We start from the raw sequence: 22,231 nt of genomic DNA, 5'->3' as shown, positions 1-22,231 counted from the left end.
ACTCCAGCTGTAGATCGTGATCAGGCTCGTCCGAGCCTGATGTGCGGTGGTGCTCTACGCTGCCCTGCAAGCTCGCCAAGCTGCAGTGTGTGGTGCTGGACTGTGCCGATGTTGTTGAGCTGTCCCGGTTCTACCAGTCGCTTCTCGGCGGCGTGGTGAACCAGCCGGATCCGCGGTGGTCGCTCGGCGACGGCTGGGCGACGCTCCACACCGGCGGTGGGTTGGTGCTGGCCTTCCAGCGGGTGGAAGACCATCAGCCACCACGGTGGCCCGACCCTGCTCGGCCCCAGCAGTTCCACCTCGACCTGGGGGTCAAGGACCTGGGGCACGCTCAGGAAGACGTCCTCAAGCTGGGCGCCACGCTGCTTGATGAGGGTGATGGCGGGCGGAGCTGGCGTATCTTCGCGGATCCGGCAGGACACCCGTTCTGTCTCGTCCGGGACTGACAGGCGACACCGCAGGTGCGGCCACCGTTGATCATCGTGAGTTGTGTGGACTCACGAAGCGACGTTGGCCGCAGGCCACAGCATAGATCCCGCGCGTTGGCGTGAGGCGTTCGAGGTGGCCCCCTTACGTGCAGGTGTCACACAACGAACCGGTCTCGTTCCGGGTCTGGCCGGCTGCCGGTTTCGAAACCGCCGCCCGGCCATCCGTCATGACGTGGGCAGAGTCCTCGCCACCGGCGAGGCGTAGAGCCGACCCGACCATCACAAGAAGGGCACCAAACCACGGGGTGCTGATGGTTACGCTCACCTGGTGCACCGGTCGCACCACCGGCGCCCAATTGCGTATGCCCTGAAGGACAATTCACACCCCCATTCGCCTTCCGTACCGTGCGCCCCATGAGAAAACGTCTCATCACCACAGCCACGGCAACCACCGCGGCGGCGGCCGTCCTGCTCACCGCGGCCCCCGCCAACGCATCCATCCACAAGGCCAAGCCCAAGTCGTGGAACTGCGGCTTCGACGACGCATGTACCAAGAACACCCGCAGCGGGCCGGGATCGGCGAAGGTCTACCGCTGGTACCTCGGGGACTTCGAGGACACCCTGATACGCGTGGGCAACCGCAAGTACGGGCTTGAGCACATCAAGCGTGGCGGCTCCACCGGCAACAAGGCCAACCACCCCTACAACGGCTACGCGATGCGCCTGTGGGACAAGGCCATCAACAACTTCGCCAAGGGCAGCAAGGGCCACGTCAACAAGGTGTCCACCACCCATACCTACAAGTACGGGCGCGGGAAGAAGAAGCGCACCATGTGCGTGGTCACGATGGGACGTGACCTCAAGCTCGACGGCAAGAACTACGGCCTGACGGGCATCTGGACCGCCTATTGGGTCAAGGGGCACGTAGGCTGGAAGGGCTGCAAGAAGGGCTGACCAGGCAAGGGGGCGAGGGGTGAATCCGTGGCAGGAAGGGGACTGGGTGGTTTCCACCGTCCCCACCGACACCCCAGGCGACCTCGTGGGCCAGGTCGTCATGATCACCGCTCATGACGAAGTCCTCGTCGACTTCGAAGACAGCAGCGGCGGGTACGCGCCCGGCGAACTCGCCCCCGCCCCCCGTACCGCCGAAGACTTGGCGGGGCTGCGCACGGCCCTGCTCCCCTACCGGCGCCTTGAGGAGGGCCGCAAGCAGCCGGTCACCGCCACACTCGAGGAAATCCAGGCCATCGCCTTCACAGCCGAGAGCGCCGACAAGGTGCACGCGGCAGGCCCTGAGGGGCGGCGCCTGCGCCTGCTCGACATCAGCGAACGCCGCGCCGACTTCACCCCGCCTGCCCGGCCCGCCCCGCCCGCCCCGCCCGCTCCACCCGCCGGTGACTGGTATGACGCCGCGTGCCCGCCGCCCGCCGCCGCACCCGCGCACGTGCACCTCGCCTGGTCCCTGAAACAGACGTGCCGCTTCGCCGGCGCCCAGGGCGACCTGCCCGTACTCCTGGGCTGCGAGACCTCTCCCGCCTACGACACGGCCGACCTGCTCATGTCCTACCGGGCCCGCGTCTGGCGGGTGCGCCTGCCGCTGGTCTGGCCCGACCCCGCCGACGGCACAAGCGGCCCCCTGCACGCCCTGGCCTTCCACCTGGACGAGTTGTTCACCGACGGCCAGGCCCTCAAGGAAACCCCGCCCCGCCGACGCCGCCCTGGAATTCCCTACGCGGACGGCAACGTCATCCATCCTTTCGGCGTCCCCGTCGCACAGCGGTAGCGTGAGGCGGAACGCAGCGAGCCGGTGCTGAAGACGGGGTGCCTCTTTGTTCTTCGGTCTGCTGAACTCGGCCATCGCGCTCACCTCGACCGCACTCGGCCTCGGCGCCGTTGCCGTGACAGTCTTCCATTCCGCGCAGTGGACGCAGTGGACACTGGCGGTTGTCGCTTTCGCCGCCCCGCTGCGACTGGCGCAACCACCGTGCTGTCGACCGCCTACGGCAGGTTCTGCCTCGTGACGCGACCGTACTTCGCTCTGACCGGCCGGCTGCCCTGGCCGGTGGTGGACTTCCTCGACGACGCAGCATGCCGCGGTGTCCTGCGCCAAGTCGGCCCCGTGTACGTCTTCCACCACGACCTACTTCTGCGAGCTCTCCTCGAGGACTCTTCCTCATCCGGCCAGGATGTCGTCGGCCGTGACGACGACCCCGTCGGCGTGCGGACCCCAGGAGCCGCAAGCCCTGACAGCGGCCGTGTCTCGAAGGGGCTGGTGGCACGGGCGCGGGCCGGGACGGGAGCCCGCACCCGAGCCCTGTGGACGGCTACGAGGTGCGCACCCACCACGCGATGACACCTGCGAGGCCGGGGCCGGCCGCCCACGCGGCGCCGCGGACGCTGGTTCCGCCAACCCCTTTGCCATCGCCCTCATGGCTGCGGTTTGTGTCGGTTGTACGTCATCTTCAAGCGGCGTGATTGGCTCTGAGCAACCACTGGGGGAGGGACCACTCCGCTCCCCTGCGGGGTGCGGTGGGCGGCTGGGGCGAGGGGCAGCCGCCCGGCACGGCGTCAGGCGTTTCCTGTGGCTGCGGCGAGGGCCGGGATGTCGTCCTCGTAGGTCAGGTAGCGGCCGGTGAGTGGGTCGGCGTCGCCTCGGATCAGGCGCAGCAGGTTGGCGATGGCCTCGTCGAGCGGGACGTAGCGGCCGGCCTCGCGCTGTGCTTCGAACCAGGACGAGAGGCGGCGCTCCCAGAGGTTGTCACTGTCCAGGGTGTCGGGTGCGGGTGCTCCGAGGCCGACCGTCACCATCCCCGGGTGGTAGCTGAACGCAGTGATCCCGTGCGGCAGCAGTTCGATGGCAAGGTTCTCGGTGAGCTTGTTGACCGCCGCCTTGGAGACGGAGTAGGCGCTGACGTACGGCCAGCGGGTGTGCCCCGCGTGGCTGGAGATCGTGACGACCCGCCCGTGGCCACGCTCGATCATGCCGGGCAGCACCGCCCGGCAGGCAGCCAGTGGGCCCTCCAGGTTGACCTCCAGGGTGTGCCGCCACTCGGCCGGGGAGTTCTCCCAGGCCGGTCCGACCGGTCCGGCCACACCTGCGTTGTTGACCAGGACGTCGATGCCGCCGAGCCGTTCGGTGGCCAGCTTGACGGCCGCGGTCAGTTCGGCGTCGTTGGTGACGTCGGCGACGGCTGTGACGACCTCGGGGCCACCGTCGAGCCCGGCGGCGGCGCCGGGAGTCGAGTCGGCGGTCCGCGTGGTGAGCACGAGGTGCGCGCCCGCCGCGTGCAGGGCCTCGGCGAGGGCCCGGCCGAGGCCCCCGGCCGCCCCGGTCACCAGGACCCGCAGGCCGCTCAGGTCCATCGTGTCTTGAGACATCACAACCTCCGTGGAGAGCTTCTGGGCTTTGGCGGGGCATCACCCGCAGGTCGGTGGGGTGACGGGTGCGGCCCCGCGCCCGGGGACCGCACCCGTCACGCCTGCCTTCAGGCGCCCGGCTCCGCCGGGGTGGCCAGCACCTGGTGGAGGTGATCGGCCAGGGCCTGCGGCGCGGGGTGGTCGAACACCAGCCTGGCGGGCAGCCGTAGACCGGTCAGGGCGCTCAGCCGGTTACGCAGTTCGACCGCGGTCAGCGAGTCCAGACCGACGTCGTGCAGACTCCGGTCCGGGGGAACGGCCTCGGCGTCCTGGTGACCGAGGAGTTCGGCGGCGGCCGCGCGCACTTCGGCGAGCAGTCGTTCGGCCCGCTCGGCGGGGGGCAGGTCGCGCAGGTGTACGGCTGGTGCGGAGGGGGCCGCTCCGGCGGGCACGAGGCCGCGCAGCAGCGGGGGTGCCCCGCGGGTGCGCAGCTTGGCGACGTCGAACCGGGCGAGGGCGAGTGCGGCGTCGTCCTGCCGCAGCGCCTCGTCGAAGAGGGCCAGGGCGAACGTGGTGGGCATGGGCACGGTGGAGTCCGGGAGGGTGCCGTCCCGGTCGCGCTCGCGCAGCACGGTGGTCATGCCGGACGCCTCCTCCCACAGGCCCCACGCCTGCGACTGCGTGGGCAGCCCGTCGGCTCTGCGTCGTTCGGCGAAGGCGTCCAGGAACGCGTTCGCGGCGGCGTAGTTGCCCTGTCCCGGGCTGCCGAGCACACCGGCCAGCGAGGAGAACAGGACGAAGGCGGCCAGGTCGGTGCCCTTCGTCAGCTCGTGCAGGTTCAGCGTGCCGTCGAGCTTGGGGCGCAGCACCTGCTCCACCTGGTCGGGGGTCATCCCGGTCACCACCCCGTCCGCGAGCACCCCGGCCGCGTGCACGACGGCGACCAGGGGGTGCGCGTCGGGCACCAGGTCGAGGGCGGCGGCGAGACTGTCGAGGTCGGCGACGTCACAGGCGGCGACGGCGACCTCGGCGCCCAGTCCGGTCAGCTCCGCGATGAGTGGCGCGGCGCCCTGCGCGCCCCTGCGGCTGGTGAGCAGGAGACTGCGGACGCCGTACTCGGTCACCAGGTGCCGTGCCAGCAGCGAGCCGAGCGTGCCGGTGCCGCCGGTGATCAGCACGGTGCCGCCGCTGAGGTCCGGCCGGGCGGCGCGCCCCGGGGTGACCCGCTGCAGTTCCGGTGTCTGGAGCCGTCCCGCGCTGATCCGCACGTGCGGCCGTCCGGAGGCCAACGCGTCGGCGAGCCGTGCCGAGGAGCGGGGGTCGTCGTCCGTCTCGATCTGGAGGAGGCGTCCGGGGTGTTCGGACTGCGCCGACCGCACCAGGCCGCGGGCCGCCGCGTGCGCCAGGTCGTCGCTGCGGGTCAGCACGACGAGGGGGACGTCGGCCGGGTGATCGGCCGCCAGCCAGTGCTGGACGTGGGACAGTGCGTCCAGCGTCGCCTCGCGGACGTCGCCGGGCGCCGGGGTGCACAGGACGGCGTCGGCGTCGGCGAGGTCCACGAGGTCGGCGGTGACCCCAAGGTGGTCGGTGCCCAGCAGGGCCCACTTCGGTGCGGATGCCCCCGTGCCGGAGAGGTCACTCCACCGCGTCCGGAACACCGAGTCCGTCGGCAGTGCTCCCGTCAGCTCGCGCAGGGCCACCGTGCGGGTGCCGAGCGTTCCGCGGAACAGCGGTTCGCCCTCGGCATCGGTGAGGGTCACGGTGAACTCGTCCTGGCCGGCGGGCACCAGATGGGCGTGGGCGTGGCCGGCGTGACGGTCGCCGGCCCACACGTCGCGCCACACGAACGGCAGCGCTATGTGGCCGTCCGGGACCGGCTGGGTCAGGGCGAGGGCGTGCAGGGCGGCATCGCCGAGCACGGCGTGCAGTCCGGGACCGGCGAACCTGCCGGGGGCCTCCTCGGGCAGCCGCAGTTCGGCGAAGAGTTGCCCGTCGCGCCGCCACAGCCTGCGCAAGGCCCGGAACGCCGGACCGTACTCGTTGCCGCGCCCGGCCAGCGACGCGTAGTCGACGGCGATCTCCTCGGCGTCGGCCGGAGGCAACGCTCCGGCGGACGGCTCGTCGGAGGTGTCGTCGATCGTGCCCTGGGCGTGCCGCCGCCACGGGCTGCCCGGCTGCTCGGGCCTGCTGAACACCTCCACCGTGCGCCGGGCCGGGTCCGCCACGACCTGGAGCTCCGTCGTGCCCTGCCGGGACAGGGCCAGGGGTGCCTCGATGACCAGTTCGGCGAGTCCGGTGCCGCCGCCGGCGTGCGCGGCGCGCAACGCGAGGTCCAGCAGCGCGGTGCCGGGCAGGATGCAGGTGCCGTTCACCGCGTGGTCGGCCAGCCACGGCTGGTCGGCCGGCGAGACGCGGCTGCCGGCCACGAGTTCGCCGCTGCGGGCGGACTCGACCGGCGTGCCGAGGAGCGGGTGGCCGGTCCCCGCCGTGCGCGTGGCGGTGGTCGTGAACCAGAACCGCCGCCGCCGGAACGGGGTGGTCGGCAGGGGGATCGGCCGCCCGGTGCCGGCGGTGAGGCGCACCCCGTGTGTGCCGCGCGTGTACAGTTCCGCGGCGGACATCAGGAACCGTGCGGGACCGCCTTCGTTGCGGCGCAGGGTTCCGGTCACGACGCCGGTCCCGCCGCTCTCCTGCAGTGTCTGTTCGATCCCGGACGTCAGCACCGGATGCGGGCTGGGCTCCACGAAGACGCGGAACCCCTGCTCGACGAGGTGCTCGACGGCCGGCTGGAACAGCACCGGCTGCCGAAGGTTGCGGAACCAGTACTCGCCGGTCAGCGTGGAGGCGCCGACCCAGTCCAGGTCCACGGTGGAGTACATCGGCACCGAAGGCGCGCCGGTGCGCACCTCTTTGAGGCGGGCCATCAGCTCCTCGCGCAGCGGCTCCATCATCGGGCAGTGCGAGGCGACGTCGACGCGGATGCGGCGGGCGTGCAGACCGTCCAGCGCGCACTCGGTGAGCAGTCCTCTGATCGCCAGGTCGTCACCGGAGACCACGCTGGACGACGGCCCGTTGAGCGCGGAGATCCAGAGCCGGTCCGGCCAGCGCTCCAGCAGCCACTCCAGCTGCGCGCGCGACGCGGACACCGACGCCATGCCGGCGCCGGGGGCGAGTTCCGCGATGACCTGGCTGCGCACCACGACGACGCGGGCGGCCTCCTCCAGCGACAGCGCGCCCGCGACGTACGCGGCGGCCACCTCGCCCATGGAGTGGCCGAGCACCACGTCGGGTTCGACACCGCGGGAGCGCCACAGGGCGGCCAGCGACACCATCACCGAGAACAGCGCGGGGTGGATGCGATCCACCCGTTCCAGCGGCTCGTCACCGGCCAGCAGCTCGGTGAGCGACCAGTCCACGTGGGGTTTGAGGGCGCGTTCGCAGGCGTGGATCGATTCGGCGAACACGGGTTCGTTCATCAGCTGGGCGGCCATGCCCACCCACTGCGTGCCCTGCCCGGGGAAGACGAACGCCACCTTTCCGTCCACGTCGGACACTCCCGCGACGACGTTCTGCGCGGGCTTCCCCTCGGCGACGGCCCGCAGCCCGGCGAGCAGTTCGTCGCGGTCGCCGCCGACCACGACGGCACGGTGGGCGAAGTGACCGCGGGTGGCCGCCAGGGCGTGCGCGAGGTCCGCCGGCGCCTCCTGCTGGGCGACCGGGAGCAGCCGGGCGGCCCAGTCCCGCAGCCGCTCGGGGGTCTTGCCGGACAGCGTCCAGGCGACGACGTGCGATGCGGTGGCGGGCGTCGGTGCGGATTCCTCCGGCGGCGCCTCCAGGATCAGGTGGGCGTTGGTGCCGCTGACCCCGAACGAGGAGACGGCCGCGCGCGGCGGCCGGTTCAGCTCCGGCCACGGCATGCTCTCGGTGAGCAGCCGGACGTCTCCCGACGCCCAGTCGACGTGCGGCGACGGCTCGTCCACGTGCAGGGTCTTCGGCAGGGTGCGGTGCCGCAGGGCCTGGACCATCTTGATCACGCCGCCGACCCCGGCGGCGGCCTGGGTGTGCCCGATGTTGGATTTCAGCGAGCCGAGCCACAGCGGGTTCTCGCGCCCCTGCCCGTAGGCGGCCAGCAGCGCGCCGGCCTCGATCGGGTCGCCGAGCCGGGTGCCGGTGCCGTGGGCCTCGACCGCGTCCACGTCGGACGGGGTCAGACCGGCGTCCTCGAGGGCGAGCCGGATCACCTGCTGCTGTGCCGTGCCGCTGGGCGCCGTCAGACCGTTGGACGCGCCGTCCTGGTTCACCGCGGAGCCCCGCAGCACGGCCAGCACCTGGTGCCCGGCGCGACGGGCGGCGGACAGCCGTTCCAGTACGACCATCCCGACGCCCTCCGCCCAGCCGGTGCCGTCCGCCGTGGCGGCGAACGCCTTGGCCCGGCCGTCCACGGACAGCGCGCCCTGCCTGCTGTACTCGACGAACGTCTGCGGCGTCGCCATGACGGCCACCCCGCCGGCCAGGGCGAGTTCGCACTCGCCCCGGCGGATCGACTGCGCCGCGAGGTGAATGGCCACCAGGGACGAGGAGCATGCGGTGTCGACGGTGAGCGCGGGACCGTGCAGCCCCAGCACGTAGGAGATCCGCCCGGAGGCGGCGGCGCCGACCGTGCCGGTGCCGAGGTAGCCCTCCGACTCGGCGGGCACCCGGTCGGGATCGATGACGTAGTCGTGGTAGATCAGCCCGGCGTACACCCCGGCCCGCGCGCCGCGCAGGGAGGTCGGGTCGATGCCTGCGTGCTCCAGCGCTTCCCAGGAGGTCTCCAGCAGCAGCCGGTGCTGCGGGTCCATCGCCAGCGCCTCGCGCGGCGAGATCCCGAAGAACTCGGGGTCGAAGTCGGCCATGTCGCGGAGGAATCCGCCCCGCCGGGTGCGGGAGGTGCCCCTGCGGCCAGGTTCGGGGTCGAACAGCCGGTCGAGGTCCCAGCCCCGGTCGTCGGGGAACTCTGAGGTGGCGTCGACGCCGTCGGCGACCAGCCGCCACAGTTCGTCGGGGGAGGCGACCCCGCCGGGATAGCGGCAGGCCATGCCCACCAGCACGATGGGGTCGTCGTCGGCGCTCGCGGCCTGCGGCTCGGACGGGCCGGTGAGCTCACGGGAACCGGTGAGCTCGGCTTGCAGGTACCCGGCGATCGCCCGCACTGACGGGTACTCGAAAGCGAGTGTCGTGGGCAGACGCAGCCCCGCGGCGGCGGCGATCCGGTCCCGCAGCCGGACCGCGTCCGCCGAGGTGAGCCCGTAGTCGCGAAGGGCCCGGTCCGGCTCGATGCCGTCGATGCCGCCCATGACCTCGCCGACCTCGCGCGCGACGAGGTCGACGAGCGTTCTGGTGAGGTCGCTGCCGGTGACCCCGGTCAGGTCCGCCCTGGCCGGCAGCCGGTCCGACGGGGTGGCGGGCTCCGACCGTGCGGACGCGACCAGGGTGCTGCCCGGCCTGGTCAGCGCGACGTCCACGGCGTTGCGGACGCGGTGGTCGGTGAGCCCCTCGGCCAGCACCAGCGTGGTGGGGGCGGCCCCTGCGACGGCGAGCGTCACGGTCGTACCGGTGACCGTGACGGTGGCACCTGGCTCCGAGCCGGCCGGGTCACCGAGCCGGGCCCCGTGACCGGCCACGAGGTGACGGGCTATCAAGTCCGCGAGGTCCCCGGCGTCTCCTGCCAGGACCACGTCACGACCGGCGAGCGGGCCCACTCCGGTGGGTGCCGCGGTACCCGGAACCGGGTTCGGTTGACCGTCGGCGCCCATGAGGTGCAGGCCGGGGTGAGGGCCGGCGACCGCGAGCAGCCGGCCGGGCAGTTCGGTGAGCGCCTTGCGCGCGATCTTGCCCGTGGCCGTCCTCGGCACCGCGGCCACGGCCCGGACCTCCACCGGCACCTTGAAGTAGGCGAGGTCCCTGCGGCACCGCGCGAACAGCTCCGCGCAGTCGAGGCCGTCGCCTTCGGGGACCACCAGCGCCACCGGGACCTGGCCGAACTCCTCGTCCGCCGCTGCCGTCACCGCCACGTCCCGGATGCCGGGCACCCGGGTCAGCACGGCCTCGATCTCGGTGGGGTGGACGTTCTCCCCGCCCCGGATGATGACGTCGTCGCGCCGGCCGGTGATCCAGAGGTAGCCGGCGTCGTTGCGGCGGGCCAGGTCACCGGTGCGGTACCAGCCGTCGCGCAGGACCTCCGCGGTGGCCTCCGGCCGGTTGTGGTAGCCCAGCATCACGTTCGGGCCGCTGACCCAGATCTCGCCCTCCTCGCCGACGGGCACCTCGGCGCCGGTGTCCGGGTCCACCACGCGCAGGTCGAGGCCGGGCACCGGCTGACCGCACGAGCCGGGCACCCGCTCGCCGTCCGGCCGCGTGGCCGTCATCGTCCCGCTCGTCTCGGTACTGCCGTAGCTGTCGCTGAGCCGGACCCCGAAGGCGGCCTCGAACGCGTCGGCGAGCGCGGGTGTGCTGACCGCGCCCGCGATGAAGCACACCCGCAGCGCGGGCAGCGTGAGTCCTTCCGCGCCGGCGGCCTGGACGAGGTTGTGGTAGATCGTCGGGACGCCGACCAGGAAGGTGTAGGGCCGGGAGCGCAGTTCGTCGAGGACCTCGGCGGCGGAGAGTCCCGGCATCAGGTGCGCCGAGGCGCCGACCGCGGTCACGCCGACCACGCACAGGTGGTGGCCGAGGGTGTGGAACAGCGGCAGCGGAAACAGCAGCGTGTCCGCCGGGGACAGTTCGACCATCGGGACATAGCAGTTGGCGACGTTCCACAGCGCGGCGCGCTGGGTGGACAGCACGCCCTTGGGGCGGCCTGTGGTGCCCGAGGTGTACAGCAGGAACGCCGGCTCGTCCACGCCGAGGTCGTCGCGGGCCGGGACGTCCGGCTCGCGGGTGGCCAGGTCCTCGTACGACAGCGTGTCCGGGGCGTCGCCGGCCACGACGAGGTGGCGCGGTCCGGACGGCAGCAGCGCACGCACCTGCTCGGCATGCGCGGGGTCGGTGATCACCACCTGGGCGTCGCTGTCGGTGAGCACGTGCAGCAGTTCCGCGTCGGAGGAGTGCGGGTTGACCGGCACGCCGACGCCGCCGGCGCGGTTGACGGCCAGGTAGCTCTCCACCATCTCCACGCGGTTGCCCAGCAGGATCGCCACCCGGGCGCCCCGGGGCAGGCCGAGGGCGACCAGGTGGCCTCCGAGCCGGGCGGTGCGCCGTTCCAGCTCCGTGTAGGTCACCTCCCGCCGTACGTCGGAGTAGGCGACCTTGGTGCCGCGCAGTGCCGCGTGGGCGCGCAGCAGCTCGGGCAGCGGGCGGATCAGGTCGGCGTGGTCGGTCGCGGACATGTCCGCCCTTTCTCGCGAGGCGGTCATGAGAGCGCTCCCAACACGGACTCGACGGCGTCGAGAACCGCGCCCGAGGCGACGAGTTCGACGGCGCGGTCGACCTCGGGCGCCAGATACCGGTCCGGACCGGGACCGCCCGCGCCGGAGGACCTCAGCAGCGCCACGACCGCACCGGTGGCGGCCGCGGGTGTGAGCGGGGCGCGCAGGTCGAGCGCGCGGGCGGCGGTGAGGATCTCGATGGCGACGACGCGGGTGAGGCCGTCGACGGCACGCCGCAGTTTGCGGGCGGCACCCCAGCCCATGGACACGTGGTCCTCCGCCATGGCGCTGGTCGGTATGGAGTCGACCGACGCGGGTGCGGCCAGGCGCTTGAGCTCGGCGACGATCGCGGCCTGGGTGTACTGGACGATCATGTAGCCGCTGTCCACGCCGGGGTCGTCGGCGAGGAACGCCGGCAGGCCGTGGTTGCGGGCGCTGTCCAGGAACCGGTCGGTACGGCGTTCGCTGATCGAGGCGACGTCGGCGGTCGCGATGGCCAGGAAGTCGAGTGCGTAGGCGACGGGTGCGCCGTGGAAGTTGCCGTTCGACGCCACGCGTCCGTCGCTGTGGAGCACGGCCGGGTTGTCGACGGCCGCGGCCAGCTCGCGCCCGGCCACCGTGGCGGCGTGTTCGACGGTGTCGCGGGCGGCCCCGTGCACCTGGGGCGAGCAGCGCAGGGAGTAGGCGTCCTGCACGCGGGTGCAGTGCGGCCCGTTGTGGGAGGCGACCACATCCGAACCGGCCAGGATCGCGACCAGGTTGGCCGCGGAGGCGGCCTGGCCGGGGTGGGGGCGCAGGGCCTGGATCTCGGGCGCGAACGCCTTGTCGGTCCCGAGCAGCGCTTCCACGGACATGGCGGCGGCGACGTCGAGGGTCTTGAGCAGCCGCCGCAGATCGGTGATCGCGAGGACGAGTTGGGCCAGCATGCCGTCGGTGCCGTTGATGAGGGCGAGGCCCTCCTTCTCGTGCAGCTCGGCCGGGTCGAGGCCGGCGGCGGCGAGCGCTTCGGCGGCGGGCATGAGGGTGCCCGACGCGTCGCGCACCTCGCCCTCCCCCATCAGCGCCAGCGCGCAGTGGGCGAGCGGCGCCAGGTCACCGGAGCAGCCGAGGGAGCCGTACTCGCGGACCACCGGGGTGATCCCGGCCGACAGCATGGCGGCGAGCCGCGCCGCGGTCTCGGCGCGCACGCCGGTGTGTCCGGTCGCGAGCGTGGAGAGCCGCAGCAGCATCATGGCGCGCACGACCTCCCGTTCGACCTCGGCCCCGGAGCCGACGGCGTGGGAGCGGACCAGGGACCGCTGGAGCCGGGTCCGCAGCTCCGGCTGGATGTGCTGGGTCGCCAGCGCGCCGAATCCGGTGGAGATCCCGTACGACGGTTTCGACGCCGAAGCGAGGTCCTCCACCACGGCCCGGCCCTTCTCCAGCGCCGAGAAGGCGTCGTCGCCGAGACGGACCGTCGCGCCGTCCCTGGCGACGGCGGCGACGTGGGTGAAGGAGAGCGGTCCGGCCCCGACCGTCACGGTCTGACGCGGCATGCTCGTCGGGCCGCCGCGTTCGGCGTCGACGACGACCACGTCGGTCACGACGGCGACCCCGGGTCGGGCGGAACCCCGTGCGAGCTGTTTGTTCATCGCGTCTCTTCCTATCCAACTGGTCGGGGCACCGGGCTCGCCCGCAGGGCGGGCAGGCGGATGCGCTGTGGACTGACGAAGGAGCGTCTGCGAACCCGCGCCGGGAGGGTGGGACGGCAGCGCGTCGGGGGTGACAGAAGCACGGACCTGCGCCGACGTGAGGCATGGGAACCGCCACCAGTAAATGAGCTTGTAACTTCGCGGTCATCCGCTTGTGCCGCAAGGCGGCACGCCCCTCCCCGATCGGGCACCCGGCCCTGGCTCACCGCCCGTCCCGCCGGGCCCGGCCGGGGCCGTGGTGGATCAGCGCCGCTCCGCGGTGCGGAAACCTCGTCGGTTCTTGCGGCCCAGTGCGCCGGTGGCGACGAGGGCTTCCAGGAGGGGTGCCGGTTTCTGTTCCGGCTGGGCGAGTCGGTCGTACAGGCGGTGCTGGATGGCCAGCGAGACATCGAGGCCGATCGTGTCGAGCAGGGCGAAGGGGCCCATGGGGTGGCCGTATCCGTTCTGGACGGCGGCGTCCGTGGCCTCGATGCAGGTGCCGGGGCGTTGCAGCAGGTTGACCGCCGCGCCGAGGAAGGGGAAGAGAAGGCAGTTGACGATGAAGCCGGTGCGGTCGGGGCAGGCGACCGTGGTCTTCCCCAGACCGGCGGCGAATGTCCGGGCGCCGGCGAACACGTCGTCGGCCGTGTCGTCGGTGCGGATCAGTTCGACGAGCCGCAGGACTGGTGCCGGGTTGAAGAAGTGCAGGCCGACGACGTCGCCGGGCCGTCCGCTGGCCCGCGCGCAGTCGGTCACCGACAGGCTGGACGTGGTGGTCGCCAGGATGGCTCCCGGTTTGGCCAGCGCGCCGAGTCGGGAGAAGAGCGGGCGCTTGACGTCGAAGTCCTCCGCCACCGCTTCGATGATCAGATCGCGGTCCGCGGCTGCGCGCAGGTCCGTGGCGGGGGTGAGCAGCGGCAGGGCCGCCGCCTTCCGCCGGGCGCTGATCCTGCCGCGGCGGACGGCTCGCGTCAGGGATTCGGCGACCGCCGCGAGGGCGGCCTCGGCCTTCTCCTCGCTGCGCGCCACCAGCACGGTGGGGTGCCCCCCGGTCACCGCGGCCTCCGCGATACCGCGGGCCATGACACCGGAGCCGACGACGGCGACCGTACGCACCGGGCGGCCGGTGGCGGCGCGGTCCACGGGCTTGTCGCCCGCACTGGCGCCGTCGTCGTCGTACGGGTGGAAGCCCTCACCCGTCTTTCGTCCCAGACGGCCGGACTCGACCATGCGGGTCAGCAGCGGGGCCGGGGCGAAGGAGTCGTCGCTCGTCTGCCGGTGCAGTCTCGTCAGGGTCGCGTGGGCCGTGTCCAGCCCGATGGTGTCCAGCAGGCGCAGCGGCCCGGCCGGCAGACCGCAGCCGAGGCGCATCGCCGTGTCGATGTCGTCGCGGGTGGCGTGGCCGGCGTCGAGGAAGGCCACGGACTGGTTCAAGTAGGCCATCACGAGCGCGGTGGCGTCCGCCGCCGGTCCGGCGCCGATCTCGACCCGGGTCAGACCCAGCCCGTCGATCAGCGCGTCGACGGCGCTCTCGGCGGCCGCGGAGGTGAGCGCGGTGGAGACCGGCTCCACCGCGCCCGCGGGGCCGGGCGGGACGAGGAAGCGCAGGCCCGCGACCGCCTCCGGGCGTCCGGACGCGATGGCGAGGTGGGGGACGGAGAGGGTGGCGGTCGTCGTGAGGACAGGAGCCTGCGAGACCTCGCCGATGCGGCGCAGTACGTCCGTCTTGACGGCCAGGTCGTCGGGCACGGCCTCGATCACCACGTCGGCATCGGCGAGTCGCGCCACCTCGTGCGTGAGGACGACGGACTCCGCCGTATCCGTGGGGAGCGCCTTCAGGCGGTTGCCGACCCGGGCGAGTACGTCGGGGTCGGTGTCGACCGCCACGATGCGATGGCCGGCCTGGTGCGCCAGGCGCAGGAACGCCTCACCGACCGTGCCGAGGCCGACGATGCCGGTGCGGGGGCGGGGATCGGTCGTCATGGCGTTCCTCCTCAGACCTTCCGCTCGCGGAAGCGGTTGATGGCGTCGATGTGCCTGCCGCGCAGTGCGTGGTCGCGGACGCCGAGGCCCTCCCGCGGGGTCAGGCAGAGGATGCCGACCTTGCCCTGGTGGAGGTTGGCGTGGACCTCGTACGCGGCCTGCCCGGCCTGTTCCAGCGGGTAGACCTTCGACAGCGTCGGGTGGATCCTGCCCTTGGCGACGAGGCGGTTGGCCTCCCACGCCTCGCGGTAGTTGGCGAAGTGCGAGCCGACGATCCGCTTCAGGGACATCCACAGGTATCGGTTGTCGAACTCGTGCACGTACCCGGACGTGGACGCGCAGGTCACCACGGCGCCGCCCTTCCTCGCCACGTACACCGAGGCGCCGAACGTCTCCCGGCCCGGATGCTCGAAGACGACGTCGACGTCCTCGCCTCCGGTCAGCTCGCGGATGCGCCTGCCGAAGCGCTTCCACTCCTTGGGGTCCTGGGTGCGTTCGTCCTTCCAGAACCGGTAGCCCTCGGCGTTGCGGTCGATGACCGCTTCGGCTCCCAGGGAGCGGCAGAGGGCCGCCTTCCGCGGCGACGAGACCACACAGATGGGGTTCGCTCCCCCGGCGAGCACCAGCTGGGTGGCGTAACTGCCGAGTCCGCCGCTCGCGCCCCAGATCAGCACGTTGTCCCCCTGCTTGAGCTGTGCGCCGTTGCGGGAGACCAGCTGTCGGTAGGCGGTCGAGTTCACCAGCCCCGGGGAGGCGGCCTCCTCCCAGGTCAGGTGCTCCGGCTTGGGCATCAGCTGGTTGGACTTCACCAGCGCCAGCTCGGCCAGACCACCGAAGTTGGTCTCGAAGCCCCAGATGCGCTGCTCGGGGTCGAGCATCGTGTCGTCGTGGCCGTCGGGGCTCTCCAACTCCACGGAGAGGCAGTGCGCCACGACCCGGTCGCCCGGGCGCCACCGGTTCACGCCGGGGCCGGTGCGCAGCACCACTCCCGACAGGTCCGAGCCCAGCACGTGGTACGGCAGGTCGTGGCGCCGGGCCTGCTCGCTGAGGCGTCCGTAGCGCTCCAGGAAGCCGAACGTCGGCAGGGGTTCGAAGATCGAGGACCACACCGTGTTGTAGTTGATCGCGCTCGCCATCACGGCGATCAGGGCCTCGCCCGGTCCCGGCTGCGGTGTCGGGACCTCCTGCACCCGCAGGGACTTGCGGGGGTCCTTCTCCTTCGAGTCCATCCCCTCGAACATCGAGGTTTCCTCCCGGCGCACCACATTGCCCCGGTAGTACTCCGGCAGGCGCAGCCCGGCCACATCTCGCGATGTGACGTCCTCGGAGAGGAGAGCGCCGATGATCTCGTCCATAGGCCATCCCGTTACGTGTCGTTGTTTCGAGCCGCGGTCTTGGAGGAGGCGGCTGGAGAATTTCGGCCGGCTCGGATCGACAGGACGGCCGGCGGCGCCGTGCTCCGCGGGGGCCGTAGGCCTCGCTGCCGTGTCCGCGGGGAGAAGGTGCCACCGGGCCGCCGCCAGTAGATGCCTGGGAAGTCGCCCTGTCATCGCCTCGTGCCGGAGAACGGCACGCAGGGAGGCGGAGCGCGGACGGACAGGGGCACGTTTTCCCCAACCGGCTCCCCACGCGGTGGAGTTCACCCCCTCTGCCCGAGGTCGGCGATCACCTTCACGCCGGGCGAGGACGACTGAGAGGAAGAGCGACATGACCCGTCGGCCCGCGGACGCACTGGTAGAGGACGTCCAGCCCCGGTACAGGCCGTACACGGCCAAGACCAGTGAGCCCTGGGAGGAGCTCGCCCACGACCGTGCCCGCTGCCCCGTCGCCCGCAACCCCGAGCTGGACGCGGTGCAGGTCACCACCTACGAGGGCGTCAAGGAGGTACTGTCCGGACACCAGACGTGGTCCAGCGCGCTCGGAAACATCTGGCCGCTGGAGGAGCCGCTGCCGCCCGAGGAGCAGGTGCTCGGCTGGACCGACCCGCCGCGTCACACCCGCCAGCGCAAGCTGCTGGTCAAGGCATTGTCGGCGTCCCGTATCGAGAACATGCGCGCGTTCAGCGAACGCTTCACGGACGACCTCGTCGACGAGCTCTCCGACCGGGGATCCTTCGAGATGTACGGCGACTTCGCGGCTCGGATGGCCGCCGGTCACATCTGCGAGCTGCTGGGCATCCCGGAGAGCGAACGCGACGACTACACACGGGCGGCGCAGCGGATGGAGGAGCTGGTCACCGCCACCATGGACGGCCGGGCGGAGGGCGGGTACAACACCGAGCTCAACGAGTGGCTGGACCACCTCGGCGAGATGATCCGGGCGAAGCGGGCGGCCGGGCCGGGCAGCGACGACCTGATCACCCAGCTGTCCTTCGCCCAGGTGGACGGCGACTACTTCGACGTCGGCGAGATCGCCCGGGTGATCCAGCTGCTGAACGTGGCGGGGATCGGCACGACGATCGCGGCGATCGGCAACACCGCCTACCTGTTGGACCGGTACCCCGAGCAGAAGGCCCGGTTCCTGTCCGACCCCGAGGGGCTGTCACGCTCCCTGGCTGCGGAGTCACTGCGGTTCGAGGGGCCCATCTCGGGTCTGTGGCGCACCTGCACCAGGCCGACCAGGCTCGGGGACCTCGATGTCAAGCCGGGCGAGAAGGCCTTCGCGGTCATCAGCGCCGGGAATCACGATCCGCGGGTCTTCGACCGGCCGGACGAGTTCATCATCGAGCGTGACTGGGCGAATCTGCCGACGGACCTGCCGTTCGGTCAGGGCATCCACTTCTGCGTCGGCATGAACCTGGCCCGGCTCGAAATACAGGTCGCCACCGTGAAGTTGTACAAGCGGCTGCCCGACCTCCGGGTCAAGCCCGGCTTCGAGCCCGACCTCTTCCCGGGCGCGGTGCTGCGGCGTTTCCAGTCACTCGAGATGGTCTTCGACGCCCCGGCCCTGCCGAGGACGACCTGACACCCGGTCACCGCTTGCGGGGGGCCGGCCCGTGCGGGCCGGCCCCCCGCACCGCATCGAACTCCTCCCCGACGCGGTCGTCAGAGGCCGAACTCCTTGTCGCGGGTCTCGGGCAGGGCGAGCACACAGGCCAGGCTGATCAGGCAGAGGGTGCCCGCGTAGGCACCCAGGACGAGCGGTGACCCCCAGTGGGAGTTCAACCAGGTCGCCACCAGGGGGGCGAAGCCGCCGCCGAGGGTGTTGGCGAGGATGAAGGTCGCCGAGGCTCCCGTGTAGCGCAGCCGGGCCGGGAACAGTTCGGGCAGGAAGACCGCGATCGGACCGAACATCAGCATGAACAGGACCAGCCCGACCGTGAAGGCGCCGCCGATGAGGAGCCCGTCACCGGTGTCGAGGGAGCCGAACATGGGCAGCGCCCACAGCACGGACCCGACGGCCCCGGCCAGGATCACCGGCCGCCGGCCCACCCGGTCGGCCAGCCGGGCGACCGGGATCACCACGGCCGCGGCGGCACCGGCGGCCACGCTGGCGGCGGCCAGCATCGTGTTCTGCGGGATGCCCAGCGCCTTCGGCCCGTACGACAGGCTGTAGACGATCACCAGGTAGTAGACGGCCGAACCGCCCACCGCCGCACCGATGCCGAGCAACAGCCGCCCCGGATACTCCTTGACCAGGGCGCCCAGCGGAAAGCGCGGGGCGGCCGGCCGGGCCGTGGCCGGCCTGTCGAACACCGGGGACTCCTCGACCCGGGTGCGCACCCAGAATCCGACGGCGATCAGCAGTGTGCTGAGGAGGAACGGCACCCGCCAGGCCCAGTCGGTGAAGGCCTCCCGGCCGGTGATCCCGATCGTGGGCAGGATGACGGCGCTGGAGAGCAGGAAGCCGAGCAGCGGGCCTATCTGGGGGACGGACGCGTACACCGCTCTGCGCCCCGGTGGGGCGTGCTCGGCCGCGAGGAGCACGGCGCCGCCCCACTCGCCACCCATGCTCACGCCCTGGAGGAGCCGGAGCGCGACCAGGAGCACCGGGGCGACGACGCCCGCCGTGTCGTAGGTCGGCAGCAGCCCGACCCCGACGGTGGCCACGCCCATCAGGACCAGGGAGAGCACCAGGGCCCCCTTGCGGCCACGCCGGTCGCCGATCGTCCCGAACAGCATGACGCCGACGGGGCGGGCGAGGAACGCGACGGCGAAGGTGAGGAACGCCGCCAGGGTCGAGACGGTGGAACTGCCGGACGGGAAGAAGGCCGGGCCCAGGACGAGCGCGGCGGCCGTGCCGTACACGGCGAAGTCGTAGTACTCGATGGTGGTGCCGATGAGACTCGCGGCGGCGACCCGCGAGGCGCCCTTCCTGGCCTCGGGCGGTGGTTCGGGGGCGGTGACGGTGCCGACGGCTGCTTCGTCGCGGCTGGTCTGGGACATGGAGCGGCTCACCTCCGATTGGTCGGATCATGACGTGATCCGGACCACAGTGGGGTCTGTGCGCAGGACTGTAGGTGGCCGGAAACCGGTCGGCGCATTCTTGTGCCGCCCCGTGGCACGTGGCCCGGAGCCCGCGATGGGCGGGGACGCGCACCTGTAACATGCATGTTTTTCCGCGTGCTTCGTCCCTTGTCACAGCGAGCGGGACGAAGCACGCGGACGGCCTGTCAGCCCTGCTCCCCCGCCACCAGGTCGAGCGCGATGTCGACGATCATGTCCTCCTGGCCGCCGACGAGCCCCCGCCGGCCCACCTCCAGGAGAAGCGTGCGCGCGTCGACCCCGTACCGCGCGGCGGCGGTCTCGGCGTGGCGCAGGAACGAGGAGTACGCGCCCGCGTAGCCGAGGGTGAGCGTCTCCCGGTCGACCTGGACGGGACGGTCCCGCAGCGGCCGTACGAGGTCGTCGGCGGCGTCCTGGAGGGCGAACAGATCGCAGCCGTGTTTCCAGCCCTGGAGGTTGGCGACCGCGACGAACGCCTCGATGGGGCAGTTGCCCGCGCCGGCGCCCTGGCCCGCGAGGGATGCGTCGACCCGGGTGACGCCCTCCTGTACGGCGATCACGCTGTTGGCGACCGAGAGGGAGAGGTTCTCGTGCGCGTGGATGCCGACTTCGGTGTCAGGGGCCAGGACGTCGCGGTAGGCCCGGACCCGCTCGCGCACACCGTCCAGGGTGAGCCGGCCGCCGGAGTCGGTGACGTACACGCAGTGTGCGCCGTAGGACTCCATCAGCCGGGCCTGAGCGGCGAGTTCGGCGGCGGGGGCCATGTGGCTCATCATCAGGAAGCCGGAGACGTCCATGCCGAGGTCGCGGGCCTTGGCGATGTGCTGCGCGGAGATGTCGGCCTCGGTGCAGTGGGTGGCGATGCGCACCGAGCGGACGCCGAGGGCGTGGGCCCGCTCCAGTTCGGCGATGGTGCCGATGCCGGGCAGGAGGAGGGTGGTGAGGGTGGCGCGGGTGAGGTGTGCGGCGGCGGCCTCGATCCACTCCCAGTCGGTGTGGCTGCCCGGCCCGTAGTTGACGGAGCCGCCGGCCAGGCCGTCGCCGTGGGCGACCTCGATGGCGTCGACGCCGGCGGCGTCGAGGGCGGCGGCGATACGGCCGACGTCGGCCGGGGCGATGCGGTGCCGGATGGCATGCATGCCATCACGCAGGGTGACGTCCTGGATGTACAGGTTGCGGGTCATGGGCGGGCCTTTGCGAGGGCTGCGTCGCGCCGGGCGATCGACTCGGCGACCTGGAGGGCGGCGGACGTCATGATGTCGAGGTTTCCGGCGTAGGCGGGCAGGTAGTGGGCGGCTCCCTCGACTTCGAGGAACACCGAGACCCGGGTGACGGCGGGGCCGGCGTGCGGCGGCAGCAGCGTGTGCGCCGGTTCGGTGGGGTCCACCGGGGTGAACTGCACCTCCTGCTTGAGCCGGTAGCCGGGGACGTAGCGGGCGACGCGCTCCGCCATGGCCGTGATCGACTCGCGGACGGCGTCGTGGTCGGCCTCCCCGATGAGGCAGAACACCGTGTCCCGCATGATCAGCGGCGGCTCCGCCGGGTTGAGGACGATGATCGCCTTGCCGCGGGCCGCGCCGCCGACGCTCTCGATGGCGTGGGAGGTGGTCTCGGTGAACTCGTCGATGTTGGCCCGGGTACCGGGGCCGGCCGACCGGGAGGCGATGGAGGCCACGATCTCCGCGTAGTGGACCGGGGTCACCGCCGAGACGGCCGCCACCATGGGGATGGTGGCCTGGCCGCCGCACGTCACCATGTTGACGTTCGGGGCGTCGAGGTGGGCGTCCCCGTTGACCGGCGGCACGACGAACGGCCCGATCGCGGCGGGGGTCAGATCGATGAGCCGCTTGCCGTACGGGGCCAGCTTGGCGGCGTTGGCGATGTGCGCCCTGGCGGAGGTGGCGTCGAAGACGACGTCGATGTCGGCGAAGCCGGGCAGCGCGATGAGGCCGTCGACGCCCTCGTGGGTGGTGGGGACCCCCAGCCGGGCGGCGCGGGCGAGCCCGTCGGAGTCGGGGTCGATGCCGACCATGGCGCCCATATCCAGGGTGTCCGACAGGCGCAGGATCTTGATCATCAGGTCGGTGCCGATGTTGCCGGACCCGATGACGGCGACCTTGGTTGTCTTCACTCGTCCCCCTTCTCGGACTTCTCGGAGAATGCGGCGGTGACCGTGCCCAACGGTCCGATGTCGGCGTGGATTCGGCTTCCGGGCGGTGCCGGGACCATCGGGCCCAGCGCACCCGACAGGACGACCTGCCCGGCACGCAGCGGGTCGCCGTACGCCTGGGCCGTACGGGCCAGCCAGGCGAGCGCGTCGAGCGGGTCACCTAGGCAGGCGGAGCCCTCGCCCTCGGAGACCGGCTCGCCCTCGGCGTACATCCGCATCGTGACCTCGCGCGGCTCGAACGCGTCGAGGGTGAGGCGGTGGTCGGCCAGGACGTACAGGCCGCTGGAGGCGTTGTCCGCGATGGTGTCGGTGAGCCGGATGTCCCAGTCGGCGACCCGGCTGTCCACGATCTCGATGGCCGCGACGGCGTACTCCACGGCGGCGCGGACCCGTGCGGCGTCGAGTACGCCGTCGGCCAGGTCCTGGCCCAGCACGAACGCGATCTCGGCCTCGGCCTTCGGCTGGAGCAGCCGGTCGGAGGGTATCTCCGCCTCGGCCGAGACGTCCATGTCGGCGAAGAGGACACCGAAGTCCGGCTGGTCGACGCCGAGTTGGCGCTGCACCGCGGGCGAGGTCAGGCCGATCTTGCGGCCGACGACGACCGCGCCCGCGGCCAGCCTGTGCCGGGTCAGCTCCTGCTGGACGGCGTAGGCGGCGTCGATGTCCCGCTCGCCCAGCAGGTCGCGGACCGGGGCCACGGGACGGCCCTCGTCCGACGCGGTGATCAGCCGGGCGGCGGCCTGTGCGACCGCGTGCGGGTCGACTGTCATGC

General features: G+C 72.2%; 13 protein-coding genes. 4 read left to right on the top strand and 9 right to left on the bottom strand.

Annotated features, from left to right (window positions below):
* Nucleotides 1–89: 89 nt before the first annotated feature.
* From ACZ4Z3_RS12180 to ACZ4Z3_RS12170, 3 genes are all read left to right on the top strand, one after another.
* Nucleotides 90–446 (top strand): VOC family protein, encoded by a 357-nt coding sequence (locus tag ACZ4Z3_RS12180; protein ID WP_468500886.1) that lies wholly within the window; start codon nucleotides 90–92, stop codon nucleotides 444–446.
* 396 nt (nucleotides 447–842) lie between these two features.
* Nucleotides 843–1,382: a hypothetical protein gene (locus ACZ4Z3_RS12175; RefSeq protein ID WP_468500885.1), complete on the top strand. Its 540-nt coding sequence runs from the start codon at nucleotides 843–845 to the stop codon at nucleotides 1,380–1,382.
* A gap of 46 nt (nucleotides 1,383–1,428) precedes the next feature.
* Entirely contained in the window at nucleotides 1,429–2,211 is a 783-nt protein-coding gene (locus tag ACZ4Z3_RS12170; RefSeq protein ID WP_468500884.1) for a hypothetical protein, read from the top strand.
* A 785-nt stretch (nucleotides 2,212–2,996) separates the two neighbouring features.
* Here ACZ4Z3_RS12170 and ACZ4Z3_RS12165 read toward each other — a convergent pair.
* The 5 genes from ACZ4Z3_RS12165 to ccrA all read right to left on the bottom strand — a co-directional run bounded on the left by ACZ4Z3_RS12165 (nucleotide 2,997) and on the right by ccrA (nucleotide 16,199).
* Nucleotides 2,997–3,806, bottom strand: a complete 810-nt coding sequence (locus ACZ4Z3_RS12165; protein WP_468500883.1) for an SDR family oxidoreductase — start codon at nucleotides 3,804–3,806, stop codon at nucleotides 2,997–2,999.
* Between the two features lie 107 nt (nucleotides 3,807–3,913).
* Complete coding sequence (locus tag ACZ4Z3_RS12160; protein ID WP_468500882.1) at nucleotides 3,914–11,179, bottom strand: SDR family NAD(P)-dependent oxidoreductase; 7,266 nt, start codon at nucleotides 11,177–11,179, stop codon at nucleotides 3,914–3,916.
* Nucleotides 11,176–12,726, bottom strand: a complete 1,551-nt coding sequence (hutH, locus tag ACZ4Z3_RS12155) for a histidine ammonia-lyase (RefSeq protein WP_468501415.1) — start codon at nucleotides 12,724–12,726, stop codon at nucleotides 11,176–11,178. Before hutH ends, ACZ4Z3_RS12160 begins: the two co-directional genes overlap by 4 nt.
* Before the next feature lie 399 nt (nucleotides 12,727–13,125).
* Entirely contained in the window at nucleotides 13,126–14,844 is a 1,719-nt protein-coding gene (locus ACZ4Z3_RS12150) for a 3-hydroxyacyl-CoA dehydrogenase family protein (protein WP_468500881.1), read from the bottom strand.
* Nucleotides 14,845–14,855: 11 nt separating this feature from the next.
* Entirely contained in the window at nucleotides 14,856–16,199 is a 1,344-nt protein-coding gene (gene ccrA, locus ACZ4Z3_RS12145; protein WP_468500880.1) for a crotonyl-CoA carboxylase/reductase, read from the bottom strand.
* 352 nt (nucleotides 16,200–16,551) lie between these two features.
* Between ccrA and ACZ4Z3_RS12140 the strand changes: the two genes are divergently transcribed.
* Nucleotides 16,552–17,808, top strand: coding sequence for a cytochrome P450 (locus tag ACZ4Z3_RS12140; protein ID WP_468500879.1), 1,257 nt, complete (start codon nucleotides 16,552–16,554; stop codon nucleotides 17,806–17,808).
* Nucleotides 17,809–17,888: 80 nt separating this feature from the next.
* On the opposite strand, the gene ACZ4Z3_RS12135 is transcribed toward ACZ4Z3_RS12140, so the two are convergent.
* The 4 genes from ACZ4Z3_RS12135 to ACZ4Z3_RS12120 form a co-directional block, all read right to left on the bottom strand.
* Nucleotides 17,889–19,229, bottom strand: a complete 1,341-nt coding sequence (locus ACZ4Z3_RS12135) for an MFS transporter (protein ID WP_468500878.1) — start codon at nucleotides 19,227–19,229, stop codon at nucleotides 17,889–17,891.
* A 227-nt stretch (nucleotides 19,230–19,456) separates the two neighbouring features.
* Nucleotides 19,457–20,473: a 4-hydroxy-2-oxovalerate aldolase gene (gene dmpG / locus ACZ4Z3_RS12130; RefSeq protein WP_468500877.1), complete on the bottom strand. Its 1,017-nt coding sequence runs from the start codon at nucleotides 20,471–20,473 to the stop codon at nucleotides 19,457–19,459.
* Nucleotides 20,470–21,420, bottom strand: coding sequence for an acetaldehyde dehydrogenase (acetylating) (locus tag ACZ4Z3_RS12125; RefSeq protein WP_468500876.1), 951 nt, complete (start codon nucleotides 21,418–21,420; stop codon nucleotides 20,470–20,472). The genes dmpG and ACZ4Z3_RS12125 overlap by 4 nt, the downstream gene beginning before the upstream one ends.
* Nucleotides 21,417–22,229, bottom strand: a complete 813-nt coding sequence (locus ACZ4Z3_RS12120; protein ID WP_468500875.1) for a 2-keto-4-pentenoate hydratase — start codon at nucleotides 22,227–22,229, stop codon at nucleotides 21,417–21,419. The genes ACZ4Z3_RS12125 and ACZ4Z3_RS12120 overlap by 4 nt, the downstream gene beginning before the upstream one ends.
* Between the last annotated feature and the right edge of the window lie 2 nt (nucleotides 22,230–22,231).

It is taken from the genome of Streptomyces sp. NPDC030296, from assembly GCF_055572815.1.
The sequence above is the reverse complement of the archived record's forward strand: the minus strand, read 5'-3'. Positions and strand labels throughout refer to the sequence as shown.

Excerpts from the sequence above, each read along its gene's own strand:
- ACZ4Z3_RS12175 (WP_468500885.1), top strand. The coding sequence starts at position 843 with ATGAGAAAACGTCTCATCACCACAGCCACGGCAACCACCGCGGCGGCG.
- ACZ4Z3_RS12150 (WP_468500881.1), bottom strand. The coding sequence starts at position 14,844 with ATGACGACCGATCCCCGCCCCCGCACCGGCATCGTCGGCCTCGGCACG.
- ACZ4Z3_RS12135 (WP_468500878.1), bottom strand. The coding sequence starts at position 19,229 with ATGTCCCAGACCAGCCGCGACGAAGCAGCCGTCGGCACCGTCACCGCC.
- hutH (WP_468501415.1), bottom strand. The coding sequence starts at position 12,726 with ATGCCGCGTCAGACCGTGACGGTCGGGGCCGGACCGCTCTCCTTCACC.
- ACZ4Z3_RS12165 (WP_468500883.1), bottom strand. The coding sequence starts at position 3,806 with ATGTCTCAAGACACGATGGACCTGAGCGGCCTGCGGGTCCTGGTGACC.
- ACZ4Z3_RS12120 (WP_468500875.1), bottom strand. The coding sequence starts at position 22,229 with ATGACAGTCGACCCGCACGCGGTCGCACAGGCCGCCGCCCGGCTGATC.
- ACZ4Z3_RS12140 (WP_468500879.1), top strand. The coding sequence starts at position 16,552 with ATGACCCGTCGGCCCGCGGACGCACTGGTAGAGGACGTCCAGCCCCGG.
- ACZ4Z3_RS12160 (WP_468500882.1), bottom strand. The coding sequence starts at position 11,179 with ATGACCGCCTCGCGAGAAAGGGCGGACATGTCCGCGACCGACCACGCC.
- ccrA (WP_468500880.1), bottom strand. The coding sequence starts at position 16,199 with ATGGACGAGATCATCGGCGCTCTCCTCTCCGAGGACGTCACATCGCGA.
- dmpG (WP_468500877.1), bottom strand. The coding sequence starts at position 20,473 with ATGACCCGCAACCTGTACATCCAGGACGTCACCCTGCGTGATGGCATG.